Origin of the sequence: Pseudomonas sp. P9_2 (genome assembly GCF_034008255.1) — a bacterium.
In the GTDB taxonomy this organism is placed as follows: domain Bacteria; phylum Pseudomonadota; class Gammaproteobacteria; order Pseudomonadales; family Pseudomonadaceae; genus Aquipseudomonas; species Aquipseudomonas synxantha_A.
Map to the genome: position 1 here is coordinate 3,522,668 of NZ_CP125376.1, position 21,559 is coordinate 3,544,226.

The following is a 21,559-nucleotide window of genomic DNA, read 5'->3' on the forward strand; positions in this document are numbered from 1 at the left end:
CCCGTAAGCCGATCTCAGGCAGGAACCCCATGATGGACGCCTTCGAACTCCCCCGCACCCTGGTCCAGTCCCTTCAACGCCGCGCTGCGCAGGCACCGGATCAGGTCGCGTTGCGCTTCCTCGCCGACAGCGCCGAGCACAGTGTGGTACTCAGCTACCGCGACCTGGACCAACGCGCCCGCACCATCGCCGCCGCCTTGCAAGCCAATGCCGGCCTGGGCGAACGGGCGGTGCTGCTGTTCCCCAGCGGCCCGGACTACGTCGCAGCGTTCTTTGGGTGCCTGTACGCCGGGGTGATCGCGGTGCCGGCGTATCCGCCGGAGTCCACGCGCCGCCATCATCAGGAGCGCCTGCTGTCGATCATCAGCGATGCCGAGCCGCGCCTGTTGTTGACGATTGCCAGCCTCAGCGAGGACCTGGCGCAGATTGAAAACGCGCCGCCGGTGCTGAGCGTGGACACCCTGGAGGCGCAGCTTGCCGAGCACTGGGTCGAGCCCCAGTTGCAGGCCGACGACATCGCCTTCCTGCAATACACCTCGGGCTCCACCGCCTTGCCCAAGGGCGTGCAAGTCAGCCATGGCAACCTGGTGGCCAACGAAGTGCTGATCCGTCGTGGCTTCGGTATCGACCTCAACCCCGATGACGTGATTGTCAGCTGGTTGCCGCTGTATCACGACATGGGCCTGATCGGTGGTCTGCTGCAACCGATTTTCAGCGGCGTGCCCTGTGTGTTGATGTCGCCGGCCTATTTTCTCGGCCGACCGTTGCGTTGGCTGCAAGCGATCAGCGAATACGGCGGCACCATCAGTGGCGGCCCGGATTTCGCCTACCGCCTGTGCAGCGAGCGGGTCAGCGAGTCGGCCCTTGAACGCCTGGATTTGAGCCGCTGGCGCGTGGCCTATTCCGGCTCCGAGCCGATTCGCCTCGATACCCTGGAGCGCTTCGCGGAAAAATTCGCCGCCTGCGGTTTTACTCCGAACAACTTCTTCGCCTCCTACGGTTTGGCCGAAGCGACCCTGTTTGTTGCCGGCGGCACCCGTGGTTGCGGGATTCCCGCGATGCACATGGATGAGCAAGCGCTGGCCGCCAACCGTGCCGAACCGGGTCAGGGCAGTGCGATCATGAGTTGCGGCACCAGCCAGCCGGACCACGCTGTGCTGATCGCCGACCCGCATACCCTCACCGAGCTTGCCGACAACTGTGTCGGCGAACTCTGGGCCACGGGGCCGAGTATCGCCCACGGTTACTGGCGCAACCCCGAAGCCAGCGCCAAGACCTTCGTTCAGCACGCCGGCCGCACCTGGTTGCGCACCGGTGACCTGGGTTTCATCCGCGACGGCGAGGTGTATATCACCGGTCGCCTCAAAGACCTGCTGATCGTGCGCGGCCACAACCTCTACCCCCAGGACATTGAACAGACCATCGAGCGTGAAGTTGAGGTGGTGCGCAAAGGTCGCGTCGCCGCCTTTGCCGTGAATGACCAGGGCCTGGAGGGCATCGGCATTGCTGCGGAAATCAGCCGCAGCGTGCAGAAAATCCTGCCGCCAGAAGCACTGATCAAAGCGATCCGCCAAGCGGTGGCCGAGTCCTGCCAGCAAGCCCCGAGCGTGGTGGTGCTGCTTAACCCCGGTGCGCTGCCGAAAACCTCCAGCGGTAAGGTACAGCGCGCAGCCTGTGCGATTCGCCACGCCGATGGCAGCCTCGATAGCTATGCGCAATTCCCCGGAGTACAAGAGGCTGCGAGCGGGGCGGCGCTGGCGTCTGATGTGCAACAACAGATCGCGGCGATCTGGTGCGAGCAACTGCAACTGCCCAGCGTGGCCGCCGATGACCATTTCTTCCTGCTGGGTGGCAACTCCATCAGCGCCACCCAAGTGGTCGCCCGCCTGCGTGAAACCCTGGGCCTGGAACTGAACCTGCGCCTGCTGTTCGAAGCACCGACGCTGTCTGCCTTTGCGGCGGGCGTGGCGCAATTGCAACAGGACGGCGGCGTCGCGCAGGGCGTGATTCACGCGTTGCCGCGCCAGGAAGAGCTGCCCCAGTCGCTGGCACAGAACCGCCTGTGGATCACCTGGCAGTTGGACCCGCACAGCAGCGCCTACACCATTCCCGGCGCCTTGCACCTGCGTGGCGAGCTGGATGAAGAGGCGTTGCGCGCAAGCTTCCAGCAACTGATCCAACGCCACGAAGCCCTGCGTACGCGCTTTTACGAGCGCGAGGGTCAGGGCTTTCAGCGTGTCGAGGCCGCGACGGATTTTGCGCTGCAAGTCATCGACCTCAGTGACTTGCCCGCTGCCGAGCGCGAAGCGCGTGCGCAGCAGATTCGCGAAGATGAAGCGCGTACCCAATTCGACCTGGAGAAAGGCCCGCTGCTGTGGGTCACCCTGGTGCGCCTGGACGATGAAGACCACCAACTGCTGGTGACGCTGCACCACATCATTGCCGACGGCTGGTCGCTGAATATCCTGATCGACGAGTTCTCGCGCCTATACGCCGCTGCTGTCCAAGGGCAGCCCCTTGAGCTGCCACCGCTGGCCCTGCACTACGCCGACTACGGCAGCTGGCAGCGCCAATGGCTGGCCGAAGGCGAAGGCTCGCGCCAGTTGGCTTACTGGACGGCGCAGTTGGGTGACGAGCATCCGGCCTTGAACCTGGCCACCGATCATCCGCGTTCGGCCCAGCATCGGCACAGCGCCTCGCGGCATAGCCTGCGTCTGGATACACGCCTCAGCGCCGCGATTCGCCAAACCGCCCAGGCTCATGAGTCGACCCCGTTCATGCTGTTGCTTGCGGCGTTCCAGACCTTGCTTCATCGCTACAGCGGCCAGCGCGATATTCGCATCGGCGTGCCCAATGCCAACCGCCCGCGCCAAGAAACCCAGGGTCTGATCGGTTTCTTTATCAACACCCTGGTACTACGTGCCGAGCTGGACGGACGCCTGCCGTTCGACCAACTGTTGGCCGCCACCCGCCACAGTGCGTTGGGGGCCCAGGCCCATCAGGACTTGCCCTTCGAACAATTACTGGAAGCCTTCCCCCAGGCCCGTGAACAGGGCCTGTTCCAGGTGATGTTCAACCACCAGCAACGTGACCTGAGTGCCTTGCGCCGCTTGCCGGGCCTGTTGGCTGATGAACTGCCATGGCACAGCCGCGAAGCCAAGTTCGACCTGCAACTGCATAGCGAAGAAGACCGCAACGGGCGCTTCAGCCTGTCGTTCGACTACGCCGATGAGCTGTTCGAAAGCGCGACTATCCAGCGCCTGGCCGAGCACTACGTCAGCGTGTTGCAAGCGGTCTGCGAGCAACCGCAACAGGCCATCGACGACCTGCCGTTGATGCCGCCCGGCCAGCAGCAACCCTGGGGCGAAGCGCCCTGCGAGCCGGCCCGGCAGTGGTTGCCTGAGTTGCTCAGCCAACAGACTTCGGACGCCACTGCGCTGGTCTGGCAGCACGGCAGCCTGACCTTCGCCCAACTGCATACCCAGGCCAACCGCCTGGCTCACTACCTGCGCGACAAAGGCGTCGGCCCGGACGTGTGTGTGGCCATCGCCGCCGAGCGTTCGCCGCAACTGCTGATCGGCCTGCTGGCCATCATCAAGGCCGGTGGCGCCTACGTGCCGCTCGATCCGGATTACCCTGCCGAGCGCCTGGCCTACATGCTCAAGGACAGTGGCGTACACCTGCTGCTGACCCAAACCGCGTTGCTGGAGCAGTTGCCGACTGCCGAAGGCGTGTGCGTGATTGCCATGGACAGCCTGCACCTCGACAGCTGGCCGACCCAAGCGCCAGGCTTGCACCTGCATGGCGATAACCTCGCCTATGTGATCTACACCTCTGGATCCACCGGCCTGCCCAAAGGCGTGGGCAACACCCATGGCGCGCTGGCCGAGCGTTTGCAGTGGATGCAGGCCACCTATCAATTGAATGAAACCGATGTGCTGATGCAAAAGGCGCCGATCAGTTTCGACGTGTCGGTGTGGGAGTGTTTCTGGCCGCTGATCACCGGTTGCCGCCTGGTGCTCGCGGGGCCGGGTGAACACCGCGACCCGCACCGCATCGCGCAGTTGGTGCAGGAACATGGCGTGACCACGCTGCACTTCGTGCCACCGTTGTTACAGCTGTTTATCGATGAACCGCTGGCAGCTGAATGCACCAGCCTGCGCCGTATGTTCTCCGGCGGCGAAGCCTTGCCCGCCGAGTTGCGCAACCGCGTGTTGGCGCAGTTGCCGGCAGTGCAACTGCACAACCGTTATGGCCCGACCGAAACCGCAATCAACGTTACTCATTGGCATTGCTCCGCCACCGATGGTGAGCGCTCGCCGATTGGTCGGCCGTTGGGCAATGTGATCTGCCGCGTGCTCGACGAGCAGCTCAACCCGCTGCCGGTCGGGGTGCCGGGCGAGTTGTGCATCGGCGGCATCGGCCTGGCGCGTGGTTATCTTGGTCGTGCCGGGCTGACGGCCGAACGCTTTGTCGCCGACCCCTTGGGTGAGGCGGGCGCACGCCTGTATCGCACCGGTGACCGGGCGCGCTGGAGTGCCGATGGCGTGCTTGAATACCTCGGGCGCCTGGACCAGCAGGTCAAACTGCGTGGGTTCCGGGTGGAACCGGAAGAAATCGAAGCACGCCTGCTGGCCCAGGACGGTATCGCCCAAGCCGTGGTGCTGGTGCGCGACGCGCAGTTGATCGGCTATTACACCGCCCACACCGAACTGGATGAGCAACAGGTCAAAACCGCCCTGGCCGCCCAATTGCCGGAATACATGGTGCCCGCGCTGCTGATGCGCCTGGACGCCATGCCCCTGAGCCCCAGCGGCAAGCTCGACCGGCGCGCCTTGCCCGAGCCGGTCTGGCAAACCCGCGAACACGTCGAACCGCACACACCGTTGCAGCTGCAAATCGCCGCGATCTGGCGCGAGGTCTTGGGCCTGCCGCGCATTGGCCTGCGCGATGACTTCTTCGCCTTGGGCGGGCACTCGTTGCTGGCCACGCAAATCATCTCGCGCACCCGCCAGGCGTGTGACGTAGAGCTGCCGTTGCGCACCCTGTTCGAAGCCAGTGAGTTGGGCGCCTTTGTCGAGCAGGTCGGGCTGATCCAGGCGGCGGGGCAGCGCAATCAACAAAGCGCAATCGCCAAGGTCGACCGCAGCGCGCCGGTGCCGTTGTCCTATTCCCAGCAGCGCATGTGGTTCCTCTGGCAGATGGAACCGGACAGCCCGGCCTACAACGTCGGCGGCATGGCGCGCCTGCGCGGCGTGCTGGATGTGCAACGTTTCGAGGCGGCGTTGCAGGCATTGATCATGCGTCACGAAACCCTGCGTACCACCTTCCCGAGCGTTGACGGCGTGGCATACCAGAAGGTTTCGCCGCAGACCGCTGTACGCATGGACTGGCAGGACTTCTGCGCACTGAACGAAACCGAGCGCCAACAGCGCTTGCAGCAACTGGCTGATCAGGAAGCGCACACGCCATTCAACCTGGAAACCGGGCCGCTGTTGCGAGCCTGCCTGGTCAAGGCCGACGAGCAGGAACACTACCTGGTGCTGACCCTGCACCATATCGTCACCGAAGGCTGGGCCATGGACATCTTCGCCCGTGAACTCAGCGCCTTGTACGAAGCTTTTATCGACGAACGCGATTCGCCGCTGGCGCCGCTGCCGGTGCAGTACCTCGACTACAGCGTGTGGCAGCGCCAGTGGCTGGAGTCCGGTGAGCGCCAACGCCAGCTGGATTACTGGACCGCGCAACTGGGCACTGAACATCCTCTGCTGGAGCTGCCCGGCGACCGCCCACGGCCTGCGGTACAAAGCCACCAGGGCGAGCTGTACCGCTTTGACCTGAGCGATGAGTTGGCGGCCCGCGTGCGCGCCTTCAATGCCGAGCGCGGCCTCACGCTGTTCATGACCATGACCGCCACCCTGGCCGTGTTGCTCTACCGCTACAGCGGCCAGACCGACCTGCGCATCGGCGCGCCGGTCGCCAACCGCATTCGTCCGGAAAGCGAAGGGCTGATCGGCGCGTTCCTCAACACCCAGGTGCTGCGTTGCCAGCTCGATGGGCAGATGAGTGTCGCCCAGCTGTTCGAGCAAGTCCGTCATACGGTGATCGAGGGCCAGTCTCATCAGGACCTGCCGTTCGATCATCTGGTCGAAGCCCTGCAACCGCCGCGCAGCGCGGCGTACAACCCGCTGTTCCAGGTGATGTGCAACGTGCAGCGCTGGGAGTTCCAGCAGAGCCGCCAACTGGCGGGCATGACCGTCGAGTACCTGGCCAACGATGCGCGGGCGACCAAGTTCGACCTTAACCTGGAAGTCACCGACCTCGACCATCGCCTGGGTTGCTGCCTGACCTACAGCACCGACCTGTTCGATGAACCGCGCATTGCGCGCATGGCCGAACATTGGCGCAACCTGTTGCAAGCCTTGATTGCCAACCCGCAGCAGCGTCTCAGCGAATTGCCGTTGCTGAGCGCAGATGAACAGCGCGCATTGCAGGACAGTCTCGGGGTTGAGAAGGGCGAGCATCGCCTCGACCAATGCATCCATCAGCTGTTCAGCCATCAAGCCAGCCAGCGTGCCGATGCCCCAGCGCTGACCTTTGCCGGTGTGACGCTCACTTATGCTGAGCTGGACGCCCGCGCCAACCGCCTGGCCTGGATGCTGCGCGAGCGCGGGGTGGGCCCGCAGGTACGGGTCGGCCTGGCACTGCAGCGCTCGCTGGAAATGGTCGTCGGCCTGCTGGCGATCCTCAAGTCCGGTGGCGCCTACGTGCCGCTGGACCCGGAATACCCGCTGGACCGCCTGCATTACATGATCGAGGACAGCGACATCGGCTTGCTGCTCAGCGATGCGGCGATGTTCGAAGCCCTCGGCGAATTACCGACGACCGTGGCGTGCTGGTGCCTGGAAGACGACCTGCCGGTGCTGGAGAATTACCCTGCCGATGCGCTGCCGTTTGTGAGCCTGGCGCAACACCAGGCGTACCTGATCTATACCTCCGGCTCCACCGGAAAGCCGAAAGGCGTGGTGGTGTCCCACGGTGAAATCGCCATGCATTGCCAGGCGGTGATCGAACGGTTCGGTATGCGCCCGGATGACTGCGAGCTGCACTTTTATTCGATCAACTTCGACGCCGCCACCGAGCGTTTGTTGGTGCCGCTGCTCAGCGGTGCCCAGGTGGTATTGCGCGCCCAGGGCCAGTGGGATGCCGAAGAAATCTGCGCGCTGATTCGTACCCATCGCATCAATATCCTTGGCTTTACCCCCAGCTATGGCAGCCAGTTGGCGCAGTGGCTGGCGACCCGGCAGCAGACCTTGCCGGTGCGCATGTGCATCACCGGTGGCGAAGCCTTGACCGGCGAGCACCTGCAACGTATTCGTGCGGCGTTCATGCCTGAGGTGTTCTTCAACGCCTATGGCCCCACCGAAACCGTGGTGATGCCGCTGGCCAGCCTGGCGCCGCAGCAGTTGGAAGAGGGCGCCGGCAGCGTGCCGATCGGCAGCATCATCGGTGCGCGCGTGGCCTACATTCTCGACGCCGACCTGGCGCTGGTGCCCCAAGGCGCCAGTGGTGAGTTGTATATCGGCGGTGCCGGCCTGGCCCAGGGTTACCACCGCCGGCCAGGGATGACGGCGGAGCGGTTTGTCGCCGATCCGTTTGCCGCCAAGGGCGGGCGCCTGTACCGCACCGGCGACCTGGTGCGCCAACGCGCCGATGGCCTGGTGGAATACCTGGGGCGTATCGACCACCAGGTGAAGATTCGTGGTTTCCGTATCGAGTTGGGCGAGATTGAAACGCGCTTGCTCGAACATGCCGCCGTGCGCGAGGCGGTGGTGCTGGCCCTGGATGCACCGAGCGGCAAGCAACTGGTGGCGTACCTGGTCAGCGATGCCGAGCCTGTCGCCTTGCGCGAGGCGCTGAAGGCGCACCTCAAGGCGCAACTGCCGGACTACATGGTGCCTGCGCATTTGATCGTGCTGGACAGTATGCCGCTGACCGCCAACGGCAAGCTCGACCGCCGCGCTTTGCCTGAGCCGGACCCTGAGGCCAATCGCCAAGCCTACGTAGCGCCCCGCAGTGAGCTGGAACACAGCCTGGCCGCCATCTGGTGCGCGGTGTTGAATGTGCAGCAAGTCGGCCTCGACGATAACTTCTTTGAGCTGGGCGGTGACTCGATCCTGTCGATCCAGGTGGTCAGCCGGGCGCGCCAGGCCGGGATCCATTTCAGCCCCCGTGACCTGTTCCAGCACCAGACCGTGCAAACCCTGGCCGCTGTCGCCACCCATTCGCAGCAGGTCACCGCCGAGCAAGGTGTATTGACCGGCAGCTCTGGGCTTACGCCGATCCAGCATTGGTTCTTCGACACCGATATTGCGGCACGCCAGCACTGGAACCAGGCGCTGGTGCTCAAGCCGTTGCAATTGCTCGACCCCCATCGCCTGGAGCAAGCGTTGCTGGCGGTGCTGGAACATCACGACGCGCTGCGCCTGAGCTTCACCCGGCGCGACGCGCAGTGGCATGCCGAACACCTGGCCGTGCCGGAAGGCGGCATGCTGATGCAGGCGCAGGTGCGCGACATGGAGCAATGCACCGCGCTGTTCACCGATACCCAGCGCAGCCTCGACCTTGAGCACGGGCCGCTGTTGCGTGCGTTGCTGGTGGACGGGCCGCAGGGCCAGCAGCGCTTGCTGATCGCGATCCATCACCTGGTGGTCGATGGCGTGTCGTGGCGTGTATTGCTGGAGGATCTGCAAAACGTTTATCGCCAACTCAGTGACGGCCAGTCTGTCAGCCTGCCGGCCAAGACCAGCGCGTTGCGCGACTGGGCCGCGCGTTTGCAGGCGTACGCCGGCAGCGAATCCCTGCGCGAAGAGTTAAGCCTGTGGCAGGACCAGTTGGCCGGCCCGGCGGTGACACTGCCGGTGGCACGTGCGCAAGGCAGCTTGCGCAATCGTGACGCCGAGACGATCAGCGTGCGCCTGGACGCAGAGACCACGCGCCAACTGTTGCAGCAAGCGCCGAGCGCCTACCGCACCCAGGTCAACGACTTGTTGTTGACGGCCCTGGCCCGTGTGCTGTGCCGCTGGAGCGGCCACGACTCGGCGTTGATTCAGCTGGAAGGCCACGGCCGCGAACCGTTGTTCGATGAGATCGACCTGACGCGCAGCGTCGGTTGGTTCACCAGCGCCTACCCGTTGCGTCTGACCCCGCTGGCCGAGCAGGGCGCCTCGATCAAGGCGATCAAGGAGCAACTGCGCGGCGTGCCGCACAAGGGCTTGGGTTACGGCGTGCTGCGCTACCTGGCGGACGATCTGTGCAAACGCAGCATGGCGGCATTGCCAGGCGCCGACATCACCTTCAACTACCTCGGGCAGTTCGACCAGAGCTTTGGCGCCGAGGCGCTGTTCCACCCGCTGGATGAGTCCGCCGGCCTGGCCCATGATCCGGACGCACCGCTGCCCAATGAGCTGAGTGTCGACAGCCAGGTCTACGGCGGTGAGCTGGTGCTGCGCTGGACCTTCAGCCGTGAGCGCCACGATGCGCACACCATCGGCAACCTGGCCGACGCCTACCTGGCCGAACTGCGCAGCCTGATCGCCCATTGCCTGCAGGACGACGCCGGTGGCCTCACGCCGTCCGATTTCCCCTTGGCGCACCTGACCCAGGCGCAACTGGATGCCTTGCCGGTTCCGGCCAGCGCCATCGAAGACGTCTATCCGCTGACCCCGATGCAAGAGGGCCTGTTGCTGCATACCTTGCTGGAACCGGGCACCGGCCTGTATTACATGCAGGACCGTTACCGCATCAACAGTGCCCTGGACCCCGAGCGTTTCGCCCAGGCCTGGCAAGCGGTGATCGCCCGCCATGAAGCCTTGCGCGCTTCGTTCTGCTGGAACGTCGGCGAAGACATGCTGCAAGTGATCCACAAGCCCGGCAGCACGCCGATTGAATACCTGGACTGGAGCGCTGTCCCCGAGACCGAGCAGGAACCGCGCCTGCAAGCATTGCTCAAGGCCGAGCGCGAAGCCGGTTTCGACCTGCTCAACCAGGCTCCGTTCCACTTGCGCCTGATCCGCGTGGGGGAGGCACGTTACTGGTTCATGATGAGCAACCACCACATCCTCATCGATGCATGGTGCCGTTCGCTGTTGATGAATGATTTCTTTGATATCTACATGGCCCTGGGCGAGGGTCGCGACGCGCAACTGGCGACGCCGCCGCGCTACCGCGATTACATTGCCTGGCTGCAACGCCAGAACCTCAATGAAGCGCGCCAGTGGTGGCAACAAAACCTGCAAGGCTTCGAACGCACCACGCCGATCCCGAGCGATCGCCCGTTCCTGCGCGAACATGCCGGCGGTAGCGGCGGCATGGTGGTGGGCGACTGCTACACCCGCCTCGATGCCCGCGACGGTGCGCAACTGCGTGAACTGGCGCAGGCGCACCAGCTCACCGTCAACACCTTTGCCCAGGCGGCATGGGCATTGGTGCTGCGTCGCTTGAGTGGCGATCGCGATGTGGTGTTCGGTGTCACGGTGGCCGGGCGCCCGGTAGAGATGCCCGAGATGCAACGTACCGTCGGCCTGTTTATCAACAGCATCGCACTGCGGGTGAAACTGCCCGAGGACGGCCAGCGCTGCAGCGTACGCCAGTGGTTAAGCGCCTTGCTCGACAGCAATATGCAGCTGCGCGAGTACGAATACCTGCCGCTGGTGACGATCCAGGAGCACAGCGAATTGCCCAAGGGCCAGCCGTTGTTCGACAGCCTGTTTGTGTTCGAAAACGCCCCGGTGGAAGTCTCGGTGCTGGACCGTGCGCAAAGCCTGAATGCCACCTCGGATTCCGGGCGTACCCACACCAACTTCCCGCTGACTGCCGTGTGCTATCCGGGGAATGACCTTGGTTTGCACCTGTCCTACGACCAGCGCTACTTCGACGAAAGCACCGTGCAAGGCATGCTCAGTGAGTTCAAGCGCCTGCTGCTGGCGCTGGTGCAAGGCTTCCATGGCGACATGGCTGATTTGCCGCTGATTGGCGAGCAGGAACGTGAATTCCTGGTGGAAGGCTGTAACCAGAGCGCACATGCCTACCCGCTGGAGCGCAGCTACATCGAGTTGTTCGAGCAACAGGTGGCGCAACATCCGCAGCGTATCGCCGCCAGTTGCCTCGACCAGCAATGGAGCTATGACGAGCTGAACCGCCGCAGCAATGGCCTGGGCCACGCGCTCATTGCGGCGGGTGTGGGCCTGGACCAACCGGTGGCGTTGCTGGCTGAACGTGGGTTGGACCTGCTGGGCATGATCATCGGCAGCTTCAAGGCCGGTGCCGGCTACCTGCCGCTGGATCCGGGCCTGCCGGGTCCGCGCCTGAGCCGCATCATCGACCTGAGCCGCACGCCCTTGCTGGTGTGCACCGAAGCGTGCCGGGAACAGGCCATCGAGCTGCTCGAAGGCGTCGACTGCCAACTGCTGGTGTGGGAGGAAATCCCTGCCCGTGGCGAAAACCCAGGCTTCTATAGCGGCCCGGACAACCTCGCTTACGTGATCTATACCTCGGGCTCCACCGGCTTGCCCAAGGGCGTGATGGTCGAACAGCGCGGGATGCTCAACAACCAGTTGAGCAAGGTGCCGTATCTGGGGCTGAGCGACGCGGATGTGATCGCCCAGACCGCTTCGCAAAGCTTTGATATTTCCGTCTGGCAGTTCCTCGCCGCGCCGCTGTTTGGTGCGCGGGTAGATATTGTGCCGAACACCATTGCCCATGATCCGCAGGGGTTGCTGGCGCACGTTCAAGCACAGGGCATCACTGTGCTGGAGAGTGTGCCGTCGCTGATCCAGGGCATGTTGGCCCAGGAGCGTATCGGCCTGGATGGTTTGCGCTGGATGTTGCCGACGGGTGAGGCAATGCCTCCGGAACTGGCGCACCAGTGGTTGCTGCGCTATCCGCAGATTGGTCTGGTTAACGCTTATGGCCCGGCGGAATGTTCGGATGATGTGGCGTTCTTCCGCGTCGACCTGGCCTCGACCCGTGGCACTTACCTGCCGATTGGTACGCCGACCGACAACAACCGTTTGTACCTGCTCGACGGTGCGCTCGACTTGGTGCCCCAGGGCGCAATCGGTGAATTGTGTGTCGCCGGCACCGGTGTCGGTCGCGGTTATGTCAGCGATCCGCTGCGCACCGTCCAGGTATTCGTGCCCAACCCATTTGGTGCACCGGGCGAACGTCTCTACCGCACCGGCGATCTGGCGCGGCGCCGCAGCGATGGTGTGCTGGAGTACGTCGGGCGGATCGACCATCAGGTGAAGATTCGCGGCTACCGCATCGAACTGGGTGAAATCGAAGCGCGCCTGCATGAACAACCTGACGTCCGCGACGCGGCGGTCGGCGTTCAGGAGGGCGTTAACGGCAAGCATCTGGTTGGCTACCTGGTGGCAACTGATGACGCATTGAACGTCAACGAACGCCTGGACCGCATCAAGCAACGCCTGCGTGCCGAACTGCCGGAGTACATGGTGCCGCTGCACTGGCTTTGGCTTGAGCGCCTGCCACTCAACGGCAACGGCAAACTCGACCGCAAGGCCCTACCGGCCCTGGAGATCGGCCAACTGCACAGCCAGGACTACCTGGCGCCGCGTAATGAACTGGAAACCACCCTGGCCGGAATTTGGGCCGAGGTGTTGAAGGTTGAAAGGGTCGGGGTGCAGGACAACTTCTTCGAACTGGGCGGGCACTCCTTGCTGGCTACGCAGATCGCCTCGCGGGTGCAGAAAACGTTGCAGCGCGATGTGCCGCTGCGGGCGATGTTCGAGTGCAGCACGGTGGCGGAGTTGGCTGAGTATATCGACGGGTTGGCGGCCAATGAGATCAGTGCCGAGAAGGTGGATCGGTTGAGTGATTTGATGGCGGAGTTGGAGGGACTTTAATCGTCGTTGCCTGTCAGGGCCTCATCGCAGGCAAGCCAGCTCCCACATGTTGAGTTGTGAATACATTCAAATGTGGGAGCTGGCTTGCCTGCGATGGCACCTGCGAGGGCGGCGCTTATTTTGGCCCGAGAATCTTCACTAACTTCTCCGGCGAAGGCGCCCCCTGTTGTTGCTGCAACCCGCCTTTATCATCCAGATAGAAAATCGCCGGCGTCGCCGACAACTCCAGTTCATCCATCAACTTCATATTGGCATCGAGCTTGGCCTCGACCTCGGCCGGGATCTTTTCCAGCGCCTTGAGTTTGCTGCCCTTGCCGGCGGCTTCGTGTTCTTGCAGGGCTTTTTGCGGGTCTTTGGCGGCGAGCAGGGCGGCGGATTTGCCTGGGCTGTCTTCGCGGATGATGCCGACCATGATGTGGCGCAGCTGCACCTTGCCGGCCTTGACCCACGGGCGCGCCTGTTCCCAGAACATGTTGCAGTAGGGGCAGTTGGGGTCGCTGAACAGGTAGACGGTGCGCGGGGCGTTTTTGTCGCCGTCCTGGATCCAGCTGCTTTTTTCCATCTTGGCCCAGACTTCCTTGGCCATGGGTGCGTACACCAGTTTTTCCAGAGGCGCGGTGCTCAGGTCATTGCCCTGGGCGTCGTACAGGTTGCCGGCGATCACGTTTTTGCCGTCGGCGGTCAGGTACAGGGCCATGCCACGGTTCTGGTACTGGGCGGCGTAGCCGGTGAGGCCGCTGGGGGCATCGAATTTACCGATGATCCTGGCGCCCTTGGCTTCGATCTGTTTGATCGGCGCCGGCCAGTCTTCGGCCTGGGCCAGGGAGGCGGCGAGCGTCAAGGGCAGCAGGGTCAGCAGGTGGCGGAGGCGAGGCATGTCGGTTTCCTTGTCGTGGTGTCATCGAAGGGTTCCATGGCGCGGGCCAGGCTGGCTTCGGAGAGTTCGCCCAGGTGGCTGTTGATCAGGCGCCCATCGGCTTGGTAGAACAGCGTGGTCGGCAGGGCCATGGAGCCCACGGCTTGGCCGAGGCGGCCGCTGGCGTCGAACAGCATGTTGTCCAGGTTCAGGCCCTGGGTGGCCAGGTAGGTGCTGACGCTTTGCATGCTCTCGGCCTGGTTGACGAACAGAAAGGTCACGTCGGGGCGCATACGCTGGGCGTTTTCCAGCACGGGCATTTCGCGCCGGCACGGCGGGCACCAGGTGGCCCACAGGTTGATCACCAGCGGGCCACCCTGGTAATCCGCCAGTTGCACCACCTCGCCATTGGCGTTGCGCAGGGTGATGTCCGGCAGGCGCGTGCCTTTTTCATACAGGCTGAGGGAAAGGCTGGCCATGCCCCAGAACAACAGACCGGTGATCACCCCGGCGCTGAGCGGCTTGCGCAGGGCCGGGCGACGCCAGCCATACGCCAGCGCGCCGAGGATCAGCACAATAATCCCGGGCCAGGCGAGGAAACCACCGTCACGCAAGTCGACCATCTCCACCCAGTCGTTGCTGTAATAACTCCAGTACATCAGCACGAAGCTGACGCGGGCGGCCAACATGCCCAGCAGGAACAGGCTGAACAGCACCGATTCGGGGTTCTCACCGCCACGCTTGGCCACGCGCCAGCCCACCAGGGTGGCGAGAATCAGCGCGCTGATCAGCAGGATGTGATTCAGGGCGATGGCGAATGTGCCGATGGTCAGGGTCAACATCAGCGCGCGTCTCGGGTTTGCGTCCAGCGTTGCAGGAAGGCGGCGGCATCCACTTCGCCGGTGATGCGTTGGGCGCGACGTTCATCACCGTCCGGGCCGATCCACACGAAGCTCGGTGGCCCCGGCACCTTGTAGCGGCCCAGCAGTTCGCGGCTGGCAGCGTTGTCGGCGGTGACGTCCAGGCGTAGCAGGCGCACGTCTTTGAGCGCGTCCATCACCTCGGGTTTGCCGAACACCTGTTTTTCCATGATCTTGCACGACACGCACCAGTCAGCGTAATAGTCCAGCAGCACCCATTGGCCCTGGGCCTTGGCGCTGTCGAGCTGGCTTTGCAGCACCGCCGGGTCATTGATGGTGGTGAAGGCATCGTGAGCGCTCGGTGCACCGGCGACCTTTGAGCCGCTGTAAACCTTCAACGGTTGCCACAGCTCATCGCTGCCTCCGGCTGCGCCCACCACCAGTATCGCGCCCCACAGGCCCAGCACCAGGGAACCTGCGCCGAACACCTTGGCGGCCAGGCCGAACTCACGGGCCAGTGTCCAGCCGCAGTACGCCATCACCAGCGCCAACGCACCCCACAGGCCGATCCACAGGCTGTCGCCGACCACTGGGCGAATCATCAGCACGGCGGTGCCCAGGAACAGGAAGCCGAAGATACCCTTGAGCACGTTCATCCAGGTGCCCGGCTTGGGCAGGAAGCGATTGCCCACGGTCACCAGCAGCAACAGCGGAATGCCGATACCGATGCCCATGGCGAACAGGATCAGGCCACCGTGCAGCGCATTGCCGCTCTGGGCGATATACAGCAGGGCGCCGGCCAGGGGCGCGGTCATGCACGGGCCCACCAGCAGGCCGGACAGCGCGCCGAGCACACCAGCACCCACCAGGCTGCCACCGCTTTGCTGGCGGCTGACGTTATCGAGACGGTCGCGCAGGAAGGCGGGCAACTGCAATTCAAAGAAGCCGAACATCGGCAGGGCAAGCAGCACGAACAGCGCGGCAAAACTGCCGAGGATCCACGGGGTTTGCAGCAGCGCGGCGAGGTTGGCGCCAAGCAGCGCGGCCATCACACCCAGGCCCGCATACACCAGTGCCATGCACACCACGTAGCTACCGGCCAGGGCAAAACCACGGCGCGGGCTGGCGCCACTGCCCACCACCAGGCCGGCGAGAATCGGCAGCATCGGCAGCGAGCAGGGCGCAAACGCCAACAACAGGCCCAGGCCAAAGAATATCAGCAGGCTCCAGCCCAGGCTGCGTTGTTGCAGGCCGCTGGCCAGGCTTTGGTCCTGGGCCTGCGCGGTAGCGGCTACGGCCGGGTTGCCGCCCAGGTCCACGGTAATCGACTGCGGTGGATAACACAGGCCTGCATCGGCACAGCCCTGCCAGCCCAGCTTGACCTTGCCGGTGGCGCCGGCCGGGATCTTCACTTCCAGGCCCTGGCGATACACTTGCTGTTCGCCGAAGAACTCATCGCTATGGGCTTCACCCTGGGGCAGCACGGGTTGTTCGGCCAAACCGTCGAACTTCATGCGTTGCTGGTACAGGTAGTAACCGTCGGCTATCTGCCAATACAGTTGGGTTTCGCCACTTTCAAGACGTTCGGAGGTAAAGGTGAAGGCTTTGCCCACCGGGAGAAAGTCGGGTTTGGTTTCGAAGGGGTTGCCCGGCGCTGCCTGGGCGAATCCCGCGAACAACACCAGCAGAAAGGTAAACAGATGCCGCATGGTCAAGCCTTAGTTCGATGCAAGTGAGGCACACAATGTGTGGCGCTGATTAACCGATGATTAACCGGCGCTATTCTAGAGTGTAGGGATAATCTGATGTTGTTAACTTTAGCGGCATAATGCGCGCTTAATCTGGCACTTTTCTAATCACCCCCATCTTTCATGAAGGGTTCAGCATGCACGTACTGGTCTGTGAAGACGACGAACTGATCGCCAGCGGTATCGTGGCCGGCCTCGGTGCCCAGGGCTTTACGGTCGAGCGCGTGGCCACGGCCGCAGCCGCCAGGGCGATGCTCAAGGCCGCAGCGTTCGACATCATGGTGCTCGACCTCGGCCTGCCTGACGAAGATGGCCTCAAGCTGCTGCAACAACAGCGCAGCCAGGGCCTGGAAATTCCCGTGCTGATCCTCACCGCGCGGGACTCGGTGACCAACCGCGTCGACGGCCTGCAAGCGGGCGCCGATGACTACCTGCTCAAGCCCTTCGACCTGCGCGAACTCGCCGCCCGCCTGCAAACCCTGTTGCGCCGGGTGGCGGGGCGCAGTGTCAATCTCATCGAGCACGGCCGCCTGGCCTACGACCCCAGCAGCCGCGAGACCTTCCTGGATGGCCAGCCGGTGGACCTGTCCCGTCGCGAACAGGCGCTGTTGCAGGCGCTGCTGCACAACAAGGGCCGTGTGTTGTCCAGCGAGCAGCTCAAGGACAGCATCTACGGATTCAGCGATGAGCTGGAAAGCAACGCGCTCAACGTGCATATCCATCACCTGCGGCGCAAGTTGGGCAATGGCATCGTCGAGACCGTCAGGGGCTTGGGCTATCGCCTGGGGCCGGCTGATGCAGGAGAGAACACTCAGTGATGAGCTTGCGCCTGCGCCTGACGTTCAAGCTGGGCGCCGCTTTTGTGCTGATCTGGGTGCTGGCGGCCGCCTGGATGCTCAATGACTTGCGCAACCAGATGATGTTTTCCCTCGACCAGCGCCTGGTGGCCTCGGCGCGCATGGTTGCCGGGCTCACCGAGCAGATGCCGGGTCTGGCCAGCGTCAGCGGTGGTGCACATTTGCGCACCGAGCAATTGAATGTGCCGGGGGGCATGGCCTGCCAGGTCAGTTCCTTGCGCGGCGAGATCCTGGCACGCAGCCACACGACCCCGGATGAAGGTCTGGAGTCGCGCAGGAGTGGTTTTCGTGACCAGATGATCGATGGTGTGGGTTGGCGCAGTTTCACCCTGTCCCGGGGTGACCTGCTGATCACCACCGCAGACCGCCAGGTGGAGCGTGAGGCACTCAACCTGTCGATCCTGCTGGCGGCATCGGTACCGGTCGGCGTGGCATTGCTCGGTTGCCTGTGCCTGTTGTGGCTGGGCATCGGCCAGAGCCTGGTGCCGCTCAATCGTATGCGCGACGCCTTGATGCGCCGCAGCGCCGACTCTCTCGAACCCTTGCAGATTCACCCGTTGCCCAGCGAGCTCAAGCCGTTGCTCGACACCCAGAACCAACTGTTGCAGCGCATCGCCAAGACCATTGAGCGCGAGCGCCGCCTGACCGGTGACGCGGCCCATGAACTGCGCAGCCCGTTGACGGCAATCAAGACCCACCTGCAAGTGGCGCGCATGACCGAAGGCGCGGCGCGCGATCAGTCGCTGGCGCACGCCGAGGAGGGCGCCGACCGCTTGCATCGCACGCTGGAGCAGTTGTTGCTGTTGGCGCGGGTGGAGGGCAGCTTGTCGTTTGACGATGGCTTGCAGTCCAGTGCCGAAGAAGTCGCCAGGTTGGCGATCCAGGACGCCAATGCCGGTGACAATTCCCGTATCGATCTTATTCTTGCGCCGGACCTCTCCCACGTTCCGGTAGAAATGCCCGTAGGCCTCGCCGTCGCGGCCTTGCGTAACCTGCTGGACAACGCCTTGCGCCATACGCCCGCCGATACCCGCGTGGAACTGCACGTGTTTTCTACCCCGGATAACGTGGTGTTCCGCGTGCGTGACCATGGCAAGCAGATCTCCAGCGAAGACCTGCAATACCTTACCCAGCGCTTCTGGCGTAATGGCAACAGCGAAGGCTGCGGCCTGGGCCTGGCGATCGTGCAGGCGATTGTGCAGCGCTGCGCCTGCTCGCTTGCGTTCGACAGCCAGCCGGACGGCTTGCGGGTTGAGCTGGGTATGCCGCTGCGCCGCTGAACCTTGCTTTTCATGTGTCAAGTAATTACCGCCCGCCTGACATTCAACCCTTCAGGATGGCGGTAATTTTTTTGCGCTTGAACGGGCCGAATGATTCGGCCTGAAATGAAAAGGATGGCTCTTATGTTGGTTATCGACACCAGTTTCCCTGCCAGGGATTTCAACGACCGCCAAGGCGAATCCGTGCAGCAGGTTATCCTGCACTACACCGCGGCGCCTTTTGCTTCGTCCCTGCGTACCCTTACGCAACATGGCGTCAGCGCCCACTATCTGCTGCCCGACCCCGATGAATCCAGCTACCGCGCTGCTGGTTATGAAGAGTTGCGCGTGTTTCGCCTGGTGGATGAGGACAAACGCGCCTGGCACGCAGGGGTGAGCCATTGGGCGGGGAGGGACGACCTCAATAGCCGCTCGATTGGCGTTGAAATCGTCAACCTGGCGCGGGATGACGCGGGGGTATTTACCTTTCCCGAATACCCCGAAGCACAGATCGATGTACTGATTGCATTGGTTCGCGACGTGCTTGCACGTTATCCGCAGGTCGGCCCGACTGACCTGCTCGGGCATTCGGATGTGGCCTATTGGCGCAAGAGTGATCCGGGGCCGCGGCTGCCCTGGCGTGTTCTGCATGAGGCCGGTATTGGGGCCTGGTTTGATGAGCCCACACGGGCGATGTACCAGCGCCGCTTTTGTGTCGGCTTGCCGCCAGAGGTTGAGGTGGAGCGGGCGTTTCAGCGTTTTGGCTACAAGCCCGCGCAGAATCGCCGAGCCTTTGAACAGCGCACCCGGGCGTTCCAGATGCACTTTCGGGCCAGGGATTATTGCGGGTTCCTGGATGCAGAGAGCTGCGCGATCTTGTATGCACTGAACGACAAATATCGCGGGCTATGAAGTGTGGGAGGGGGCTTGCTCCCACATTTGCATCTTCATTCATCAGTTATCGATCACCGCCCCCTAAATCCTGTTCTAGCTGATGCGTTTCCAGAACAGGAAATCCGTGCGCATGCCCTTGGGCCAGCCGCCAACGGATCGGCAGTTTGGTCATCATCAGCGTATTGAGGGATCGAGAGATGTCAGTCGCTACCAGCCGTATCGAAGACGCCCTGGCGCCTGCGGAAACGCTCTACCAGTTTGACGAAACCCCGCTGCTGGCCCGCCAGCGCCAGCAGGAGTCCAACGCCCGCAGCTACCCGCGGCGTATCCCCCTGGCGCTCAAACGCGCCAAGGGCCTGTATGTGGAAGACGTCGAGGGGCGGCGTTTCATCGACTGCCTGGCCGGTGCCGGCACCCTGGCGCTGGGGCATAACCACCCGGTGGTGATCCAGGCGATCCAGCAAGTCTTGAGCGACGAGCTGCCACTGCACACCCTGGACCTGACCACACCGGTCAAGGATCAGTTCGTGCAGGACCTGTTCGGCTTGCTGCCATCGGAACTGGCGCGGGAAGCGAAAATCCAGTTCTGCGGCCCCACCGGCACTGATGCGGTGGAAGCCGCGTTGAAGCTGGTGCGCACCGCCACCGGGCGCAGCACTGTGCTGTCGTTCCAGGGCGCTTATCACGGCATGAGCCAGGGGGCGTTGAGTTTGATGGGCAGCCTGGGGCCGAAGAGGCCGCTGGGGGCGTTGCTGGGCAATGGTGTGCAGTTCCTGCCATTCCCGTATGACTACCGCTGCCCGTTCGGGCTGGGCGGCGCCCAGGGTGTGCGGGCCAACCTGCACTACCTGGAAAACCTGCTCAACGATCCCGAAGCCGGGGTGGTGCTGCCGGCGGCGGTGATTGTCGAAGTGATTCAGGGTGAAGGCGGCGTGATCCCTGCCGATCTCGATTGGTTGCGTGGCTTAAGGCGTATCACCGCGCAAGCGGGGGTGGCGCTGATCGTCGATGAAATCCAGAGCGGCTTTGGGCGTACCGGCAAGATGTTTGCCTTCGAACACGCCGGCATCATTCCGGATGTGGTGGTGATGTCCAAGGCCATTGGCGGCAGCCTGCCGCTGGCGGTGGTGGTGTATCGCGACTGGCTCGACACCTGGCTGCCGGGTGCCCATGCCGGGACGTTCCGCGGCAACCAGATGGCGATGGCGGCGGGCTCGGCGGTGATGCGCTACCTCAAGGATCACGACTTGGCCAGTCATGCGGCGGCCATGGGCGAGCGTCTGTGCGAGCATCTGCGCATCCTGCAGCGCGACTTCCCGCAGCTGGGGGATATCCGTGGCCGTGGGCTGATGCTGGGGGTGGAGCTGGTGGATCCGACGGGCCCGCTTGATAGCCTGGGGCACCCGCCGGTGCATCGCCTGCTGGCACCGCTGGTGCAGCGTGAGTGCCTCAAGCGCGGGCTGATCCTGGAGATGGGCGGGCGCCATGGCGGCGTGGTGCGCTTTCTGCCACCGCTGGTGATCACCGCGGCCGAAGTCGACCAGGTGGCCGAGATCTTCGGGCGCGCCTTGGCGGCGGCGGTTGCCGGCGTGTAATTTTTGCGGTGCCTGGTACGTTTCTACAGATATCAGCGCTGCGCGTGGTGCGCAGCCAGCCTTTGAGCGATGGAGAACAGCAATGACCTCAGTATTTGACCGCGACGACATCCTGTTTCAGGTAGTGGTCAACCACGAAGAGCAGTATTCGATCTGGCCTGACTACAAGGCTGTGCCTGAAGGCTGGCGTACTGTGGGCAAGAGTGGCATGAAGAAGGAGTGCCTGGCGTATATCGAGGAAGTGTGGACGGACATGCGTCCGTTGAGCTTGCGCCAGAAGATGGACGCTGTTGCACTGACTAACTGATTCACCATTGATCCAATGTGGGAGGGGCGGTGCGACGATTCGATTTGCCCCCGATGGCGGCCTCAGGGCCGACCAGGATGTTGGATCATACCGAGTACATATCCGTTGTTTGGGTAACGGCCACTGTTGGTTCCGCTCTTACAGCGGCTCACTTTTGAAAAGAGCGCAAAAGTAAGCAAAACGCTCTTGCCCCACCACTCGGCACCTCGCTAATGCTCGGTGTGCCCTCACTCCGGCTTGAATCCGTGGGCCGCCGC

Annotated in this window: 9 protein-coding genes; 6 read left to right on the forward strand and 3 right to left on the reverse strand. The window is 63.5% G+C overall.

Annotated elements, in window-relative coordinates:
• The first annotated feature begins 29 nt into the window (after positions 1 to 29).
• Positions 30 to 12,926, forward strand: coding sequence for a non-ribosomal peptide synthetase (locus QMK52_RS15840; protein ID WP_320403058.1), 12,897 nt, complete (start codon positions 30 to 32; stop codon positions 12,924 to 12,926).
• 115 nt (positions 12,927 to 13,041) lie between these two features.
• On the opposite strand, the gene dsbG is transcribed toward QMK52_RS15840, so the two are convergent.
• The 3 genes from dsbG to dsbD are packed head-to-tail and all read right to left on the reverse strand — an operon-like array spanning position 13,042 to position 16,351.
• Positions 13,042 to 13,803 (reverse strand): thiol:disulfide interchange protein DsbG, encoded by a 762-nt coding sequence (gene dsbG / locus QMK52_RS15845; RefSeq protein ID WP_032880097.1) that lies wholly within the window; start codon positions 13,801 to 13,803, stop codon positions 13,042 to 13,044.
• Positions 13,779 to 14,624, reverse strand: a complete 846-nt coding sequence (locus tag QMK52_RS15850) for a TlpA disulfide reductase family protein (protein WP_005789983.1) — start codon at positions 14,622 to 14,624, stop codon at positions 13,779 to 13,781. The genes dsbG and QMK52_RS15850 overlap by 25 nt, the downstream gene beginning before the upstream one ends.
• Complete coding sequence (gene dsbD / locus QMK52_RS15855) at positions 14,624 to 16,351, reverse strand: protein-disulfide reductase DsbD (RefSeq protein WP_005789981.1); 1,728 nt, start codon at positions 16,349 to 16,351, stop codon at positions 14,624 to 14,626. The genes QMK52_RS15850 and dsbD overlap by 1 nt, the downstream gene beginning before the upstream one ends.
• 176 nt (positions 16,352 to 16,527) lie before the next feature.
• Between dsbD and QMK52_RS15860 the strand changes: the two genes are divergently transcribed.
• The 5 genes from QMK52_RS15860 (at position 16,528) to QMK52_RS15880 (ending at position 21,302) form a co-directional block, all read left to right on the forward strand.
• Positions 16,528 to 17,208 (forward strand): response regulator, encoded by a 681-nt coding sequence (locus QMK52_RS15860; RefSeq protein ID WP_005789979.1) that lies wholly within the window; start codon positions 16,528 to 16,530, stop codon positions 17,206 to 17,208.
• Positions 17,208 to 18,527 carry an ATP-binding protein gene (locus tag QMK52_RS15865; protein ID WP_005789977.1) on the forward strand — a complete coding sequence of 440 codons (1,320 nt, stop codon included), beginning with the start codon at positions 17,208 to 17,210 and terminating at the stop codon, positions 18,525 to 18,527. Before QMK52_RS15860 ends, QMK52_RS15865 begins: the two co-directional genes overlap by 1 nt.
• A 123-nt stretch (positions 18,528 to 18,650) precedes the next feature.
• On the forward strand, positions 18,651 to 19,418 hold the full coding sequence (locus tag QMK52_RS15870) for an N-acetylmuramoyl-L-alanine amidase (protein WP_005789975.1): 768 nt from the start codon (positions 18,651 to 18,653) through the stop codon (positions 19,416 to 19,418).
• Between the two features lie 179 nt (positions 19,419 to 19,597).
• Positions 19,598 to 20,995, forward strand: coding sequence for an aspartate aminotransferase family protein (locus QMK52_RS15875; RefSeq protein WP_005789974.1), 1,398 nt, complete (start codon positions 19,598 to 19,600; stop codon positions 20,993 to 20,995).
• An 82-nt stretch (positions 20,996 to 21,077) separates the two neighbouring features.
• Complete coding sequence (locus tag QMK52_RS15880; RefSeq protein ID WP_005789972.1) at positions 21,078 to 21,302, forward strand: MbtH family protein; 225 nt, start codon at positions 21,078 to 21,080, stop codon at positions 21,300 to 21,302.
• The last annotated feature ends 257 nt before the right edge of the window (positions 21,303 to 21,559 follow it).

Bases quoted from the DNA above. Each gene is read 5' to 3' on its own strand.
- QMK52_RS15840 (WP_320403058.1), top strand. From the start codon at position 30: ATGATGGACGCCTTCGAACTCCCCCGCACCCTGGTCCAGTCCCTTCAA.
- dsbG (WP_032880097.1), bottom strand. From the start codon at position 13,803: ATGCCTCGCCTCCGCCACCTGCTGACCCTGCTGCCCTTGACGCTCGCC.
- QMK52_RS15850 (WP_005789983.1), bottom strand. From the start codon at position 14,624: ATGTTGACCCTGACCATCGGCACATTCGCCATCGCCCTGAATCACATC.
- dsbD (WP_005789981.1), bottom strand. From the start codon at position 16,351: ATGCGGCATCTGTTTACCTTTCTGCTGGTGTTGTTCGCGGGATTCGCC.
- QMK52_RS15860 (WP_005789979.1), top strand. From the start codon at position 16,528: ATGCACGTACTGGTCTGTGAAGACGACGAACTGATCGCCAGCGGTATC.
- QMK52_RS15865 (WP_005789977.1), top strand. From the start codon at position 17,208: ATGAGCTTGCGCCTGCGCCTGACGTTCAAGCTGGGCGCCGCTTTTGTG.
- QMK52_RS15870 (WP_005789975.1), top strand. From the start codon at position 18,651: ATGTTGGTTATCGACACCAGTTTCCCTGCCAGGGATTTCAACGACCGC.
- QMK52_RS15875 (WP_005789974.1), top strand. From the start codon at position 19,598: ATGTCAGTCGCTACCAGCCGTATCGAAGACGCCCTGGCGCCTGCGGAA.
- QMK52_RS15880 (WP_005789972.1), top strand. From the start codon at position 21,078: ATGACCTCAGTATTTGACCGCGACGACATCCTGTTTCAGGTAGTGGTC.